This is a genomic window from Photobacterium iliopiscarium, from assembly GCF_003026395.1.
Classification (GTDB): domain Bacteria; phylum Pseudomonadota; class Gammaproteobacteria; order Enterobacterales; family Vibrionaceae; genus Photobacterium; species Photobacterium iliopiscarium.
This window is the reverse complement of sequence record NZ_PYOO01000004.1, coordinates 96,621-113,740: the sequence shown is the minus strand read 5'-3', so window position 1 is coordinate 113,740 and position 17,120 is coordinate 96,621. Positions and strand designations below refer to the sequence as shown.

Sequence of the window (17,120 nt, the reverse complement as noted above, 5' to 3'; positions counted from 1 at the left end):
TGCAACAGTCACAACACCTAAACTTGATATTCCTTGACGTAGTTCACCGCTTAGGTCACAATCTCACACCAGTTAAATAGTTTAGTTATTTATTTACTAAACCTTATAAACCATGTCCAAGACATTGAATTTAAAGATCCTATAATTATAAAAATAAATTCTTTAAGTTTATTAATGTGAGTATCTACTACCAGGTATGAATAATAACAGACACAATAATGGGGTTATCGACTCCCTGCTTGATACTGATGCTTATAAATTGCATATGCAACAAGCAGTTTTCCATCAATATCCCGGCGTTGAAGCAGTGGCAGAGTTTCATTGTCGTAGCGAAGAAGATCTACGTCCTTTCGCTGCTGAAATCCAAGCACAAATTGATCACATTGCGACCTTATCTTTCACCCAAGGTGAACTCGATTTTCTATCGACTCTAACTTTTTTCCATGCTGATTACCTTGCTTTCTTAAAAGATTTTAAACTTAAAGCAAATGACGTTGACGTTGATGTCTCAGGTGATCAACTGGCTATAACTATTCGCGGTACATGGCTTGATATCATCTTATGGGAAGTACCATTACTTGCCATTATTTGTGAAACACGTTGCAAACATCTTTATCCACAAGCAACGGCAGCCATTGCTATTGAGCAGTTAAAAACAAAAATTGAACGTTTCTATCATGATGCAAAAGACTGTGATTTAAGCCAATTTTCTTTAGTCGATTTTGGTACACGTCGTCGTTTTTCAAAAGATGTTCATCATCATGTTGTTGATTATCTAAAAGATAATATGCCTGAATTTAAAGGCACATCAAATTATTATCTTGCTTACACGCGCGGATTAACACCCGTTGGCACTCAAGCTCATGAATGGTTCCAAGCACATCAACAACTTTCAGGTGCATTAGCTGATTCTCAACAACTAGCACTTAACCGTTGGCTACAAGAATATCCGCATGATTTAGGCATAGCACTAACAGACTGTATCAATATGGATGCTTTCTTACGTGACTTCGATCAGCGTTTATCTGAGCGTTTTATTGGTTTACGTCATGACAGTGGTGATCCTATTTCTTGGGGTGAAAAAGCCATTGCACACTACCAAGCGTTAGGTATTAATCCAAAAACAAAATCTTTGGTTTTTTCAGACAGTCTTACACTTGATAAAGCTTTAGTGATCTATAAGCACTTTAATGATCGCATCAATGTTAGCTTTGGTATTGGTACGCAACTTACTTGTGATCTACCTGATGTAAAAACATTGAATGTCGTTTTAAAACTGACAGAGTGTGAAGGTCGACCAGTTGCTAAAATATCAGATGAACCAGGAAAAAGTATTTGTCGTGATGAAAACTATCTTGACCAACTACGAACAGCTTTTCAGTTAGTTAACGAATAATCACTTTCCTAAATTCTCATAAATAAAAAAGCGAACAGCTCTTGTTCGCTTTTTTAGTTTTCTACGTCATCATCAATACGACTCATCGTAGTTATTACTCTCTGCTGAAATTATTCTCTATTTAATATTGCTTCCATACCAAAATGTTTATTGGTCAATGTTAACGTATTCTGTCCATTCAATACAAAATGGCTATCATGTTGCCCTTCTTCATATAACAATACAATTTGATCATCCTCTAAATAATACACACCACGATGTTGTTTCTTTTTCCCCTCTTGATTAGATATCTCCGCAGAAAATAAAAAATCCGGACGTAATGACAAGGCAAACTCTGAAATATTATCAGCAACGTCTTCGCCTGTAATATTTTTTGCCCGCCAGTTTCCGGCTAAATGCTCAGGTGCTAATTTAGTAAATTGGGCACCATCAAGAACAAAACGGTTATAGTTAAGTAAATAGGTATGTATTTGATCATCTTCACCAGCAGAAACAAAAGTAATATTGGTGTCATCAATATTATAATTCCCCGTCCACTGTTCAACTTGACCATTTATACGTAATAATCGCATTGCGAATTGATAATCTGATTTAAACATCACATGCATTGCTCGGTATCGTTCCCCCTCACTTTCAACCCCTTCTTGTTGGTCACTAAACCAATACCAATTACCGAGTAAAAAAGGATAATCAAATTCAGTAATGTCATCAGCAACAGAATGAAAACTAAATAAGCTTAAGATAAATAATCCAAAAAAGTAAAACGTCTTCATCATTCGCATTTCCCCTTACTTAACATTTTAGTTTCATCTAACTCCGCCGTATTACCGAAGCCATATACTTAACGTTAGTTTGGAAACCTAATTCTCGATGAAAAATATGCGTAATATCACACTTTGTAATTTAATCCGTCTCAATAATAAGACACAAATTCTACAGATAAAAAATAGACATAAAAAAAGCGCTCCGAAGAGCGCTTTAATAATAGAGACATCAACACAGTAATGTCATTCCGTTAATCATTATTACGATTATTTATGATCACTAAAATCTGCTGTTATCGCGACAGCTTCATCAAGATAAACATCTGGTGCTTCATAATCTTTTGGCACCGCATCCAAATCAGCAAAAGGTTTTTTACCTAATACTTTTTGACGTTTATTTAAGCGGGCTAAACGATCTGAATCTTCTTTATCTTGTTCGACTACACGTGTCTTCTCATTCAATGAAATTGTATTGATATCTTTTTCCTTTTTATAGGTCAAGATATCTTCATTGATAAAACCAAACTCCATATTATTTTTAATACGTGCTTGGTGTTCAGCAGTTAATATCGGCACAAGCGTATTGTAATTATGTAACTTCTTATAACCTGCTGGCTTTATACTATCCCAAGGTAATGCATTATCTTCAACACTCTCTCCTGTTTCAGCGGGATCAATCGCTGACGGGAAAGAAATATCAGGCACAACACCTAGATTCTGAGTACTTCCACCATTAATACGGTAGAATTTTTGAATAGTATATTGAACATGACCTAATGGCTTATCAAATAAATCATAAAGATGATTTAATGACCGGTGTTGTTGCACCGTACCTTTACCAAAAGATTGCTCGCCTAAAACAATGGCTCGTCCGTAATCTTGCATAGCCGCAGCAAAAATTTCTGACGCTGATGCGCTATAGCGGTTAACTAATACCGTTAATGGCCCATTAAAAGAAATTTGGTCATCTGAATCACCATTAACTTTAATTCGACCATAACTGTCTCGAACTTGCACTACCGGGCCACTCGAAATGAATAATCCCGTTAATGCTGTCGCTTCAGTTAACGCACCACCACCATTATTACGTAAGTCGATCACAACACCATCAACTTTCTGGTTATTTAATTTAACCAGTTCTTTTTTGGTGTCTTCTGACAGTCCCATATAAAAGCTTGGAATTTCAAGCACACCAATTTTTTTACCATCGATAGTTTTCACTTCCGACTTTGCTGCACGATCTTCAAGACGAATCTTGTCGCGTACAATAGTTACGGTGTAACTCTTTGCATTATTGCCTTCAGGTAGTATATCCAGAATAACCTTACTGCCTTTCGGCCCTTTAATTAACTGCACAACATCGTCAAGACGCCAACCAATAACATCAACAACTTTCTTGCCTTCTTGACCTACGCCAATAATGCGATCACCTGCTGCAATTTTCTTCGAACTTGCCGCTGGTCCACCAGCGACTAAAGAACGAATTTTGGTATAGTCATCTTCAACCTGTAATACTGCACCAATTCCTTCTAATGACAGATTCATCTCTGCCTGAAATTGCTCAGCATTGCGCGGCGATAAGTAACTTGTATGTGGATCGACCTCACGAGAAAAAGCATTCATGTATATCTGAAATACATCTTCACTGTGTGTTTGTGTAAGACGTTTAATCGCATTGTTATAGCGTTTAGTTAGCGTCTTTTGAATTTCAGGCCACTTCTTTCCTGCAAGTTTAAGATTTAGCGCATCATATTTAACACGTTGTCGCCAAATCTCATTCAGTTCAATATTATTTTTTGGCCATCCAAGCTCTGAACGATCAATAACAAAATCATCTTTATTATCGAATTTTATTTCAGTATCAAGTTGCGTAAGTGCAAATTGATACCGTTCAAAACGACGTTGAAGGACTTTATTAAAAATATCAAACGCAGCCGATGTATTCCCTGATTTCAGTTGATCATCTAACTGGCTTTTCCATTTACCAAACTGTTCGACATCTGTTGCGTTAAGAAAGCTTTTATTATAATCAAGCATTTCAATATAACGATTGAATACTTGTCCAGAAAACTGATCATCAAGTGTAAAATGCTTATAGTGAGAACGCATATAACGCGAAGCCACCCTAGTGCTCGCCGTTGCATGCTGCTTTTCAGAAGCAAGATGCGGCACATCACTTAATGAATATTTAGCCTCAGAGGCTTGAACCGAAGCTGCTAGTATTATGCCAGCAGCTATCAGTGAGAAACGGAATCGACAATTCATGTGTCGCGCATTCTCCTTTATGAACGCAAGTGCTCCGCTTTAACAGCCATTACTAAGCCATTATTTAAACGAACTCGCACATCGTCCTTGTTAATTTCAACAATAGTCGCTGGCATGTTACCTGAACCCATGTTCACTTGAACATTTTTGCCTACGATTACTTCATCAGCATTAAGCACACGTGTTGTCTCTACAGGCTGCTTTTTAATAGTAGCTGTTTTTGGCTTAGTGTTGCTAGATTTAACTGTTTTTGCTCGTGTTTTTTTAGCTTCGCCTTCTTTTGCCGCTTTTGCAATTGCTTGCTCTTTACGACGAGTGCGTACTTTAGCTTTGCTTTCTTCTAAAGCTTTAAGTGCATGATCAACGTGCTCCTGCTCTAGAACATCACAATCGTTACCATCTAGATCAACACGGTTCACACCCGCTTTAACACCGTGAAGGTAACGCCAAGAAGATGTGTATTGACGTAGAGCTGTACGTAATTGAGTCTTGCTTACTTTTGGATCTTCATTAAGACGCTCTGCAAGGTCTTGGAAGATACCAATTTTAAGTGGCTTAGCTTCACCTTCAACAGTGAAACATTTAGGGAAACGCTCAGCGATGTATGCAATAACTTCTTTACTGTTCGTTAACTTTTCAGAGTTTTCCATGGAGTTTCCTGACATAAACGAGGATTGCTCGTTATTTGTGCTTTGTTCAAAAAGAAATAGTGCTGCTATTATAATTACCTAACGAGGAAAAACCACCGAAAGCATGAAATTAGAGTACTTTTTGTAGTGCTTCTACAAAAGAAACTAGACCTTGTTCATCATTTTGGTCAAATCTTGACAAATTTGGGCTATCAATATCCAACACGCCAATTAATTTCCCCTTCACTGTAAGCGGAATAACGATTTCTGAATTACTGGTAGCGTCACAAGCAATATGTCCTGGGAATGCATGTACATCAGCAACACGTTGCACTTTATTTTCAGAAATAGCGGTACCACACACACCACGTCCAACAGGAATACGAACACAGGCAGGATTTCCTTGGAATGGACCTAGCACTAATTGGTCTTGTTTCAGTAAATAAAACCCAACCCAATTAATTTGTTCTAACTCCATATTTAATAACGCACTAATATTAGATAGATTAGCAATAAGATCCGTTTCACCTTCAATTAACGCTAATGCCTGTTGAGTGAGACGATTATAAAAAGCGGGTGTATTTTCCATAGATTACTCCGTATATAGCCGTTAGAATAGCAAGAATAAAATTGATAATAGGAATTATTCTCACCGTGAAAGATAAGAACCATCTTATGATTAATTGGTCTTGGTTACTACTACAAGCTAAGTTACATAAACCAAGATTAATTGTTGCGAATATTATTGCGGTTATCGCAACATTGATCAGTGTGCCTATTCCACTTCTAATGCCATTAATGGTGGATGAAGTTTTGTTGCATAAACCAGGAGAAGGCATTAATTATCTCAATACCCTTCTACCTTCAGCTTGGCATAATGCAACCGGTTATATTCTTCTCGTATTAGTCTTAGTTGTATTAATGCGCACATTTAGTCAGGCACTGAATATACTGCAAAGCAGACAATTTACATTAGTATCAAAAGACATAACCTATAACTTACGCCAACATTTACTGGATAAATTAGGCCGTATAAGTATGTGTCAGTATGAAGAGCGTGGTAGCGGTGGCATTAGTTCTCACCTTATAACGGATGTCGAGACGATTGATAAGTTTGTTGGCGATACATTAAGCCGCTTTATTATTGGACTGTTAACCGTTATTGGTACTGCCGGTGTGCTTTTATGGCTAGATTGGAAACTCGGGCTTTTTATTCTGATCATCAATCCTATTGTTGTTTATGCCTCTAAACTGATGGGCAGCCGTGTTAAGAATTTAAAAAGTAAAGAAAACAAATCTTATGAAGTCTTTCAACATCGCCTAATTGAAGTATTAGATGGCCTCTACCAATTACGAGCATCTAACCGTGAACGTGATTTTTTAGATCAATTAAAAGGTAATGCCAATGATATTCGCCACAGTGCTGATAAATATGCATGGCAATCAGAAGCCGCTGGTCGTGTTTCCTTTCTCTTATTCTTAATCGGATTTGAGATATTTCGCGCTGCCGCCATGCTGATGGTGTTATTTAGTAATTTAACCATTGGTGAAATGTTAGCTGTCTTTAGTTATCTATGGTTTATGTTAGGACCAATTCAAGAATTATTAGGTATTCAATTCGCTTGGTATGGCGCATCTGCGGCAATGCAACGTCTTAATAGTTTATTATCACTGGAAGAAGAAACCCGTCCACCAGCAACGGTTTACCCTTTTAATGACGATCAAACTATTGCGATTAAGATTCGTGACTTACATTTTTCATATGATAACGACAAAGAAGTGTTATGTGGCTTAAATCTTGATATTCCAGCAGGTAAACGCGTCGCACTAGTGGGAGCATCAGGCGGAGGAAAATCCACCTTAATTCAATTGCTCTTAGGTATTTATCAAAAAAACAGTGGCGATATTTTAATAAACAACCATCCGATAGAAGCGGTTAGCTATGAAGCCTTACGTGAAAAAATGGCGGTAGTATTACAACAACCCATATTGTTTAATGAAACGTTACGTCATAACTTAACCCTTGGTGCATCATTTAGTGATGAGCAATTGTGGCAAGCATTAGACATCGCTCAACTTGCTGATGTTACAGAACGCCTTACTCACGGTTTAAATACTGAAATTGGCCGCCAAGGTATTCGCTTATCGGGTGGACAGCGCCAACGATTAGCCATTGCCCGCATGGTACTGACTAATCCTGAGTTTGTTATTCTCGATGAAGCAACATCAGCATTAGATACCTCAACAGAAGCGGCACTACATACTGCACTTAATGGCTTTTTAAAAAATAAAACCACCTTAATTGTTGCTCACCGTTTATCTGCGGTAAAACAAGCTGACATTATTTATGTACTTGAAAATGGCTTAGTCAGTCAATCAGGCACACACGTTGAACTGGTTAATACTCAAGGGCTTTATCAAACTCTTTATGGATCAATTCAGTCAGCAGAAATATCACCCAATAATATCGATTCTCACGAAGCAGTAGCCAGCGTCAACGCAAAATAATATAGTGTGCATCGATCGGCGCTCATTGAGAGTATTCATCGTTTATATTAATAATGGATAACTCGTTACTCAATGAGCGCTTTTGTGCACCTAATTATAAAAGGAAGAAACGCACCATGTCGAAGGCTCGACGCTGCCCAGGCTGCGATTTACTTGTGTTGCCACAAACCGCAACCCAAGGACACAGTGCCTATTGCCCACGTTGTCATACTCGACTTTATCGCGGTGGTCTTGCGCACTTTAATGCAGAATTAGCGATTGCGGTGGCTTGTCTTATTCTCTATATACCCACTATTAGTTTACCGTTAATTACTATTCGTCTAGTGGGTCAAATGATCCCTGCGACACTCGCATCAGGAACCATTGCGCTAGCACCTACTTTTCCAGAAGTTGCTATCTTAATCCTCTTTTGTAGTGCCATTGCGCCATTATTACTAATGAGTGCCGTTGTGAGCGCGCAATTCTCATTACGTTTTCGACACTTCCGTATTTTTAAAGTGTCGTTATGGATCTTGTCTCACTTAAAACAATGGACAATGCTAGAAGTCTTCTTAGTCAGCTTAGCGATTTCATGTTTTAAAGTACAAGAAGTGGCAGAAATCTATGTGGGTATAGGATTATATTGTTTAATCAGCATGCAGATTTTATTGTCAGTACTATTAACTAAAATCAGTGTTCGTCGTTATTGGGATGCATGGCAACCAGAAGATGAACATATCAGTGATAAACTTGATACCGTCTGTCATTGTTGTCAATTAACCCAAGAAGCATTACTCGACTGCCGCCGATGTGGTAGCCCATTACACCATAGAATTCCCAAGTCACTACAAAAAACATGGGCATATCTTATTACTGCCAGTATTTTCATTTTGCCCGCAAACCTTTACCCTATTTCTATCTTTATGAATAACGGTAAACGGATTGAAGATACTATCTTTTCAGGTGTTGCCGGATTAGTAAAAACAGGGATGACAGGTATTGCCATCATTATTTTTGTTGCTAGTATTGCGGTTCCCGTCGCTAAAATCATTGGGTTAGCGTATATATTATTATGCATTCAGTTTAAAAAACAAAGCCAACACCTACAACGCATGCGTATTTTTCGAATAGTGCATTGGATTGGAAAATGGTCAGTAATGGATCTTTTTGTGATCGCGATTATGGTCGCTCTAATTGACCGTGGTCAAATTCTTGACTTCACACCAGGACCTGGGGCAATTGCTTTTGCCGTGGTCGTCATCTTAACAATGTTAGCAGCAGAGAGCTTAGATTCTCGTCTAATCTGGGACAAATATGAACAACGAACAAAATAATACACAACCACAACAGGTTAATATTCGTCGCGATCGCGGCTTATCCCCTCTATGGTTATTACCCTTACTCGCGATTATTGTCGCGGGTTGGTTATTATATAAAGCTGTCAATGAAGGCGGTGAACGCATTCAAATCCACTTTAATGATGCCGTTGGTTTAGTTGCAGGCCGTACAACAATACGGTATCAAGGCTTAGAAGTCGGTATTGTTCGAGATGTAACATTATCTAAAGATCTTAAAAGTATTTATGTCTCTGCTGATATTTACCCTGAAGCAGTCAAAACATTACACTCGCATACTCAATTTTGGTTAGTTAAACCCAAAGCGTCTATTACTGGAATTTCAGGATTAGATGCGCTTGTATCTGGTAACTATATTGCTCTTCAACCTGGCTCTGGGGATTTTGCGACTCAATTTACAGCCCTAGAAAATCAACCGTCAAACATGCCAGCACATAATGGTTTGACGCTACAATTAAAAGCCCCTAACTTAGGTTCTCTTAGCATTGGATCCCAAATTTTTTATAAAAAGATCCCTGTCGGTGAAATTTATAACTACACCCTTAGTGCCAATAAAAAAGAAGTCTTAATTGATGCATTAATCAAACCGCGTTACGCCAATCTTATTACTAATAAAAGTCGATTTTGGAATGTTAGTGGCGTCAATGCTAACATTGGTTTTAATGGTGTTGATGTTCAGTTTGAAAGTTTATCAGCACTCATTGCCGGTGCGATTGCCTTTGACTCTCCAGATGAAGGCACACCAATTGATGATGGGCACTTATTTAATCTCTACCCTGATATTAATACCGCTGGTCGTGGTATCGCGATCACAATCACCCTGCCTGATAACAATAATGTAAGCAATTCAGGTGCCCCCATTATGTATCGAGGCTTACAAATTGGTAAAATTTCCGATCTAAAACTGGATGATAAAACCAATAAAATTATCGCTCATGCCGCAATTGAGCCTAGCATGAGTGATTTACTCAACAGTGGTTCTCGATTATTACTCGAAGAAGCACAAGTCTCACTTTCTGGTGTTAAAAATATTGGTAACCTTGTACGGGGCAACTACTTACGCTTAATTCCCGGCGAAGGTGAAAAAATACGTCACTTTACGGCTATTACTCAAAATACACTTGAAGAACAACAACCCGGTGTCGCAGTATTCCCTCTTTTTGCAGATAAAAGCTATGGCTTAAAATCCGGTACAGTACTGCGTTTCCGTGGTATTGATGTTGGTCATCTTACCTCTGTAAAACTCGATGGTGATCAAGTTCGATTTGATGCTTTAATTCAACCGCAATATACCCATTTAGTACGATCTCATAGTCGTTTCTTTATTGATGGAGGCATTGAAGCTAATATCAGTAACAACGGTGTTGACGTTTCTATTCCTGCGGCAGATCAATTAATAAGTAGTGCAATAAGTTTTACAGCCAGCGGTAAACCCGGTATCAAAAACAGTTATTCTTTATTTAAAAATAGACATTTAGCAAAATTAGCCGATGAACAATTAAAAGGCTTTACTTCTCTTACGTTGGTAGCGAAAAACTTACCACCAATATCTGAAGGTAGCCCCGTACTTTATCGTAATTTACAAGTCGGTGAGATCACCCGTTTTGCACTTAAAACATCAGGCGTTGAAATTAACGTTAATATACAAAAGAAATACCGTCATTTAATTGATAGCAATACTGTTTTTTGGAATCGTTCTGGTGTTGAGGTTGAAGCTGGACTTAACGGCGTTAAAATCAAAGCAGCTCCACTCTCAACCCTGTTAAAAGGCGGTATTGCATTTGATTCCATCAACGGCGTTGTTAATCGTTCAGGTAATGATTATAAACTTTATCCTAGTTTAAGTGATGCTCAACACTTTGGAGTCATGATCACCTTAACGGCTGATGATGCCCGCTCTATATCAAAATCAACCGCGATTAAATATCAAGGTGTAGTTATTGGTAAAGTTGATAATATTGAACCAAATTTTGATCGTAATAACGTTACTGTACAAGCGCGATTATTTCCACAATATGCAAAAATCATTGCACGTAAAAACAGCTATTTTTGGGTCGTTAAACCTAAAATCAGTTTAAGTGGTAGCGAAAACTTAGACTCATTATTAAGCTCATACATTGCAGTACAACCCGGTAATGGTTTAAGCGCTCATAATTTCAAATTAGGCTCAGCTGAATTATTTGATGCAGGAAAAACCTTTATCCTTGAAAGTGAAGATCGCGGATCTGTTAGTGAAGGGACACCACTACTTTACCGTGACATTCAAGTAGGACAAGTCATTAAAGTCGCATTAGGTGCCTTGGCTGATCGGGTTTTAATTACGATTCAAATTGAACAAAAATATCGTCATCTTATTCGTACTAACAGTATTTTCTGGAATGCTTCTGGATTAAATGTCGATGTGGGTCTTACTGGAGCAAAAGTAAAAGCGGGAACATTTGATAGTTTACTCCGTGGCGGGATCTCATTTGCAACGCCAGAAACCCATCCTCTAGCGCAACAAGCAACACAAGGTAAACACTTCCTACTTAATAAAGAAGTTAACCAACAATGGTTAGATTGGCGCACCGCGATCCCAATTAAATAACCCTTAATACTGTAAATAAAAAAGGAGCATCTAATGCTCCTTTTTTGATCGCTTACTCTCTAATAAACACGGTTTTTGTACACAAAATAATAGTGAGCGTAAATCCCTGTTTATCCCTCCCCTTAGAAGCATAGATAGCCGATATAATTTTGCCCTTATTTAGTATAGAATCCCGACATTGCTAGTTTGACAGAGAGTGCTACCTTGCATCCTAATATCTATATTCCTGACGCTTTTATTGATCTCATCAAGCATACAATGCCAGAAAACCTGAGTATTGATGAGTTTATTAGCTGTTGTAAAACGCCGTTACGTCGCAGCATTCGCATTAATACACTTAAAATAAGTGTGGCGGATTTTCTTACTCGCGTTGCTGATAAAGATTGGACGTTAACCCCTATTCCTTGGTGTGATACGGGGTTTTGGATCAAACGTGAGGATGAAAAGAGCGTTTCATTAGGTAATACTGCCGAGCATATGGCTGGATTGTTTTATATTCAAGAAGCCAGCTCAATGATGCCTGTTACCGCTTTACTTGATAACAATGACGCCCTTGATTGCGTGCTTGATATGGCATCAGCACCGGGTTCTAAAACAACTCAAATTGCTTGTGCTATGCAAAACAAAGGCGCATTAGTGGCCAATGAACTTGCTGCAAGCCGCATTAAAGTATTACACGCCAACCTACAGCGTTGTGGTGTTCATAATGCAGCATTAACACATTTTGATGGCTGTGTGTTCGGCACATGGGCACCTGAAGCATTTGACTCTATTTTACTCGATGCACCCTGTTCTGGTGAAGGCGCTATTCGTAAAGATGACGATGCCATGGCCAACTGGAGCCTTGAATCCATCGATGAAATTGCCGCAGTACAACGCAAATTAATTGTTAGTGCATTCCAAGCTCTAAAACCAGGCGGCGTTATGGTGTATTCAACCTGTACCCTTAACCAGCGTGAAAACCAAGAAGTCTGTTATTATCTTAAAGAAACCTTTGGTGATGCGGTTGAATTTGAATCTTTAGGGGATTTATTTGAAGGCGCACCCAAGGCATTAACGGCGGAAGGCTTTTTACACGTTTACCCTCAGGTTTTTGATAGCGAAGGTTTCTTTGTTGCTCGTATTCGCAAACATGCCTCTGTTGATACTGATCCAGTTAAAAAACGCATGGGTAAATTCCCATTTAACCAAGTTAAAGCTGATGAACAACAACTGATTGCGGAACAACTGAATACAGATCTTAATATCCGTTTATCAGCAAACAGTGATATTTGGCTACGTGATAAAGAAGTGTGGTTATTCCCAACACAAATTAAAGCCTTAATTGGTGAGATTCGCTTCCAACGTATTGGCATTAAGCTTGCTGAACAACATAAGAAAGGCTATCGCTGGCAACATGAGGCGATCATGACATTAGCGACAGGTAAAGAGTCAGTTGCCATTGCATTAACAGCACCACAGGCTAAAGAGTGGTTTATGGGACGAGATATTCGACCAGAAGACTTAACAGGTAAAGGTGAAGTGATTGTTACTTACCGTGATTACCCTATTGGTATCGGTAAATGGGTTGGAAACCGAATTAAAAATGGCTTACCTCGTGAATTAGTGCGCGATACTAACCTATTTGACATCTAATCCCATTCAACCCTTTAATGCTAACAAATACCTTATTGATGAAATAAATAATTATTTCTCATTAAAACTGGAAAATCATCAAAGCTAAGCTAGTATTGATAGTGTAATCAAATTCCAGATATAAATCAGTTAGCGCAAGGCTCATTAGTGGGCCATTCCCCTAAGCCCGACACAGGAATCGTTTCGGGCTCTTTTTATACCTACTCAAACTTTTTTGCTCCAGCCTCAAACATACCCATAAAAATAAGCAAAAAAAAACCTGAGCATCTAGCCCAGGTCTTCATTAGCCAACAAACAAAAGATTAGTTATGTTTGTGTGCTGTGATTTCTGCTTTTTTAAGATCTTTAACGTTCTTGCTAACGTCACGACGTTCTTTTGATAGTTCAGCACTGATAATAATATGATCATCAACACGATCTTCATAATCGCTTTTCATATTTTCAATGATTTCTAAAATTTGATCGTGTGTCATATCAACTTTGATATAATCCAGCATGTTTTCTAGTAATTCTACACGCTTACGGTTATCACGAACTTTACGATCGTTATCTAGAATTTCGCGTTTAAGTTTATTTTTACGACGTGCCTGACGAACAAGTTCAAGGATGTTGTTCATGTTTTGTCCTTAGTATGAAAATAAAGCCTTGTGAAACTGATTTAATGCTAATAATTAGGAAAAATGCACTTCCTAGTACATAACCGTCGAGTCTCAGTTTTTTTCTAAAATCGTTATATCAGAAAATCTGCTATAAACTCAAGTAATACCCGAAGATTATCGTTTAGATGATGCGTTAACATACGCTTAAAGATTCCTTCTTGCCCAAATTATGCCCTTTACTATTTGAGTCTGCTTTGATTTCGTTCAAGAAATATTTGAGATAATTGCTAACAAAGAATACATTTTTGTAAAATAGCAAAGAAATCATGCTATCACCACGACCACTGCCCTTTTTATTTACAAAAAAATCTAATTTAATTTACAAATCACCAATCATCACCTAACCTTCATAGTAGACCAGTACTTATTTACAATTAAAGCAATCTGAACAAGGATATCTTCGCTGTCATCTTCATGATCAGCAACAGAGTTCAACACTCAAATCGCTCCGTAATCAAATATTGGCTATACCGTGTGATGAATAGATTGATCAGGAGACAACATGTCAAAAGCAACAGGTACCGTTAAGTGGTTTAACGAAGAAAAAGGGTTTGGTTTTATCACTCAAGATGACGGCGGTGCTGATGTATTTGTACACTTCCGTGCGATTAGTGGTGATGGCTTTAAAACCTTAACTGAAGGCCAAAAAGTGTCTTACGAAACAGAACAAGGTCCTAAAGGTCTTCAAGCAGCAAACGTTGAAAGGGTTTAATAAATTAACCTTGAATATCCATAGAATAAAGGGCGCATTCAGCCCTTTTTTTTCTTATTAACTATGCCTCTTCATAAAAACCAGATTGTTGTATTTCGTAATAGCCTAGATATAAATTAGATCAATGCAAATACCATTCAACATACAATAAAACCCCAATTTCTCCGATCAATACCCTTCCCACAAATAAGCAAACAATAGCATAACAAGGCGACATATTATTTTGTTAAAGAGGTCACATTATTGGTTTGTTCTTACAAGAGAAACTTGCCCTTTCAAAATGAAAATGGCCTAATACTTGTGGTTTTATTAAAGGCCTATTTATGCAACAAATTAAAATAGAAAACTTCGATACACTGTTCAAATGTTCACAGTTGTCCTGAAGCGCTTCATTATTCTTTTGTACATAAGTAAACCAGCGTAATGTGCGCTATTAATTTATTTTTTCAGGAGACATCATATGTCTAAAGCAACTGGTATCGTTAAGTGGTTCAACGATGAGAAAGGTTTCGGTTTTATCACTCAAGACAATGGCGGCGCTGACGTATTCGTTCACTTCCGTGCTATCACTGGTGAAGGCTTCAAATCACTAGCTGAAGGTCAAAAAGTATCTTTTGACGTTGAGCAAGGCCAAAAAGGTCCTCAAGCTGCTAACGTTGAGCGTGCTTAATTTTTCAACGAACGGTTGAAAGAAGTAAAGGGTATCTCAAGTACCCTTTTTTTATCGCTATTTTTTCAGCAATAATGACTTACGCCACCACGTACTCCATTTTTACACGTGGTTGATCCACACCAAAATACTCACTTTCTTGTTCAACATCGACAAAACCAAGTTGTTGATAGAGTTTTTTAGCATGATTCTCTGGATGTACTGTTAACCAGAGTTTTTTACATCCACTCAGCACATCCATGGCCTCTTGCATTAATGTTTTACCCACACCTCGTCCCTGTACGCTAGTATCAACTGCTAACGCCAAGATCCACCCTTCTGATACCTTTAATGATATATCATTAAACTGAGGCGCGCACAGCACATAGCCAACAACATTATTCTGTTCACGAGCGATTAAAAAACCAGCAGGCCAACAATCATAAGCTTGGCGAATAAAAAAATCCGGATAACAGTGTTCGCCAAATAGGCGTTGTTCTAATTGGTACACCGCGTGTAGATCTTCTTTTTTAGCAACACCAATTGTTATTGTCTGAACCACATTATTCCCTATGCGTTATGTTTAATATATGCCTTACACCAAAATAAATGGCGTATAAAAAAAACCAGCGTCGCATAAACGACACTGGCTTTATAAAACAACAATAACTAATTATTATTTATCGCCACGGCTCATGAACTTATGTTCAGCGGTGTTGATCTTGATTTTTTCACCATTTGCAATGTACTCAGGAACTTGAACAACAAGACCAGTAGACATTGTTGCAGGCTTAGTACGAGCACTTGCAGATGCGCCTTTAATTGACGGGTCTGTCTCAACAATTGTTAGTTCTACTGTTGCTGGTAGTTCTAGTGCAACAGGTGCACCATCTACAGTTAATACTTCAATACCTTTAGTATCTTCGGTAATGAACAGTAATTCTTCAGCAATTGCATCTTTAGTGAATGTGTATGGAGTGTAATCTTCATCATCCATAAACACATATTCTTCACCATCGATGTATGAGAAAGATGCTTTCTGACGACTAAAATCTGCCAATGTAATCATTTCATCAGCTTTAAAGCTAACATCTGATTTTGAACCTGTTGCGACATCATAAATACGCATACGGTAAAGACTTGCGCCAGCACGGCCACTAGGCGTTAGCTTAGTAATTTCTTTAACTAAAGCTACTTTACCGTTAAGTTCAATAGCTGCAAATTTTTTAATATCACTAGCCTTTGGCATGATCATTATTCCAAAAATAAATAGTGGTGAGAAATTACACCAAGATACAGATTTATAGCAAGTAATATGATAGTCCAATCTCTATTTTTTTGCATTGTTCTACTAACATGGTCAATAGATAGACAAGAGAATAATTCAATCCAGTTATTACTCTCTTACAATGGTTTTATAAGGGACATCATTTATATGCCGTAATATAACCGCTATATTAAGGTAATACTAACTCACTGATATCGGTTAATACCCATGCTCGGTTCTGTTCCTTAAAACCCATTTTTGAATAATAGCCACCCTCTTTTTGGTCAGATAATAAAACTATTTTACAACCGTCAACCATTGACTCTGCCGTAACTAAAATAAGGTACTTATCAATTCCCATTGATTGAACACTTTCATCAACAGCAAGATCTGATAAATAACAGCAATAATGAAAATCCGTCATTGAACGAGCAATACCAACAAGTTGATCATCAACCCATGCTGTTACGATTAAATTACTATTCTCTAGCATGCCTTTGACTGTTGCTTCATTGTCGGTTGGTCTATGCTCAGATAACGCCGACTTGTTTACCAATGTAATATACTGATTCACAGTAATTGGGTGATTAACTTTATATTCTATTTCCATGTTTAATCTTCATATTAATACGATTTATAGAGCGGATACTACACCACATTACGATAGCATCGTTGTAATATCAGTGATTAATTTATTCGTGGTATTACCATTTGC

The 17,120-nt window shown here is 37.8% G+C and carries 15 protein-coding genes; 7 read left to right on the top strand and 8 right to left on the bottom strand.

Annotated features, from left to right (window positions below; genetic code table 11):
* The first annotated feature begins 196 nt into the window (after nt 1-196).
* Nucleotides 197-1,396, top strand: a complete 1,200-nt coding sequence (pncB, locus tag C9J51_RS08200) for a nicotinate phosphoribosyltransferase (protein WP_045038281.1) — start codon at nt 197-199, stop codon at nt 1,394-1,396.
* A gap of 110 nt (nt 1,397-1,506) precedes the next feature.
* On the opposite strand, the gene C9J51_RS08195 is transcribed toward pncB, so the two are convergent.
* From C9J51_RS08195 to C9J51_RS08180, 4 genes are all read right to left on the bottom strand, one after another.
* Complete coding sequence (locus C9J51_RS08195) at nt 1,507-2,172, bottom strand: lipocalin family protein (protein WP_045040734.1); 666 nt, start codon at nt 2,170-2,172, stop codon at nt 1,507-1,509.
* Between the two features lie 255 nt (nt 2,173-2,427).
* Entirely contained in the window at nt 2,428-4,425 is a 1,998-nt protein-coding gene (prc, locus tag C9J51_RS08190; protein WP_107274959.1) for a carboxy terminal-processing peptidase, read from the bottom strand.
* 17 nt (nt 4,426-4,442) lie between these two features.
* Entirely contained in the window at nt 4,443-5,075 is a 633-nt protein-coding gene (proQ, locus tag C9J51_RS08185; RefSeq protein ID WP_045038278.1) for an RNA chaperone ProQ, read from the bottom strand.
* A gap of 109 nt (nt 5,076-5,184) precedes the next feature.
* A complete protein-coding gene (locus C9J51_RS08180; protein ID WP_107237028.1) occupies nt 5,185-5,643 on the bottom strand; it encodes a GAF domain-containing protein in 459 nt (152 codons plus the stop codon).
* Between the two features lie 86 nt (nt 5,644-5,729).
* On the opposite strand from C9J51_RS08180, the gene C9J51_RS08175 reads away from it, so the two are divergent.
* The 4 genes from C9J51_RS08175 to rsmF all read left to right on the top strand — a co-directional run bounded on the left by C9J51_RS08175 (nt 5,730) and on the right by rsmF (nt 13,118).
* Nucleotides 5,730-7,562: an ABC transporter ATP-binding protein gene (locus C9J51_RS08175; RefSeq protein ID WP_045040733.1), complete on the top strand. Its 1,833-nt coding sequence runs from the start codon at nt 5,730-5,732 to the stop codon at nt 7,560-7,562.
* A 116-nt stretch (nt 7,563-7,678) separates the two neighbouring features.
* The gene (locus C9J51_RS08170; protein ID WP_045038275.1) at nt 7,679-8,875 is read left to right on the top strand and encodes a paraquat-inducible protein A; all 1,197 of its coding nucleotides are present in this window, start codon (nt 7,679-7,681) and stop codon (nt 8,873-8,875) included.
* Nucleotides 8,856-11,483 (top strand): PqiB family protein, encoded by a 2,628-nt coding sequence (locus C9J51_RS08165; RefSeq protein ID WP_045040732.1) that lies wholly within the window; start codon nt 8,856-8,858, stop codon nt 11,481-11,483. Before C9J51_RS08170 ends, C9J51_RS08165 begins: the two co-directional genes overlap by 20 nt.
* A gap of 204 nt (nt 11,484-11,687) precedes the next feature.
* The gene (rsmF, locus tag C9J51_RS08160; RefSeq protein WP_045040731.1) at nt 11,688-13,118 is read left to right on the top strand and encodes a 16S rRNA (cytosine(1407)-C(5))-methyltransferase RsmF; all 1,431 of its coding nucleotides are present in this window, start codon (nt 11,688-11,690) and stop codon (nt 13,116-13,118) included.
* Nucleotides 13,119-13,420: 302 nt separating this feature from the next.
* On the opposite strand, the gene C9J51_RS08155 is transcribed toward rsmF, so the two are convergent.
* Nucleotides 13,421-13,735: a DUF496 family protein gene (locus tag C9J51_RS08155; protein WP_045038272.1), complete on the bottom strand. Its 315-nt coding sequence runs from the start codon at nt 13,733-13,735 to the stop codon at nt 13,421-13,423.
* 544 nt (nt 13,736-14,279) lie between these two features.
* Here C9J51_RS08155 and cspE (C9J51_RS08150) point away from each other — a divergent pair.
* Nucleotides 14,280-14,489: a transcription antiterminator/RNA stability regulator CspE gene (gene cspE, locus C9J51_RS08150; RefSeq protein WP_045029050.1), complete on the top strand. Its 210-nt coding sequence runs from the start codon at nt 14,280-14,282 to the stop codon at nt 14,487-14,489.
* A 460-nt stretch (nt 14,490-14,949) separates the two neighbouring features.
* The gene (gene cspE, locus C9J51_RS08145; protein WP_036794623.1) at nt 14,950-15,159 is read left to right on the top strand and encodes a transcription antiterminator/RNA stability regulator CspE; all 210 of its coding nucleotides are present in this window, start codon (nt 14,950-14,952) and stop codon (nt 15,157-15,159) included.
* Between the two features lie 79 nt (nt 15,160-15,238).
* Here cspE (C9J51_RS08145) and C9J51_RS08140 read toward each other — a convergent pair whose 3' ends face one another.
* The 3 genes from C9J51_RS08140 to C9J51_RS08130 all read right to left on the bottom strand — a co-directional run bounded on the left by C9J51_RS08140 (nt 15,239) and on the right by C9J51_RS08130 (nt 17,015).
* Nucleotides 15,239-15,700: a GNAT family N-acetyltransferase gene (locus C9J51_RS08140; RefSeq protein ID WP_052675299.1), complete on the bottom strand. Its 462-nt coding sequence runs from the start codon at nt 15,698-15,700 to the stop codon at nt 15,239-15,241.
* A 114-nt stretch (nt 15,701-15,814) separates the two neighbouring features.
* Entirely contained in the window at nt 15,815-16,387 is a 573-nt protein-coding gene (gene efpL, locus C9J51_RS08135; protein ID WP_045038271.1) for an elongation factor P-like protein EfpL, read from the bottom strand.
* A gap of 208 nt (nt 16,388-16,595) precedes the next feature.
* On the bottom strand, nt 16,596-17,015 hold the full coding sequence (locus C9J51_RS08130; protein WP_045038270.1) for a GNAT family N-acetyltransferase: 420 nt from the start codon (nt 17,013-17,015) through the stop codon (nt 16,596-16,598).
* Nucleotides 17,016-17,120: the final 105 nt, after the last annotated feature.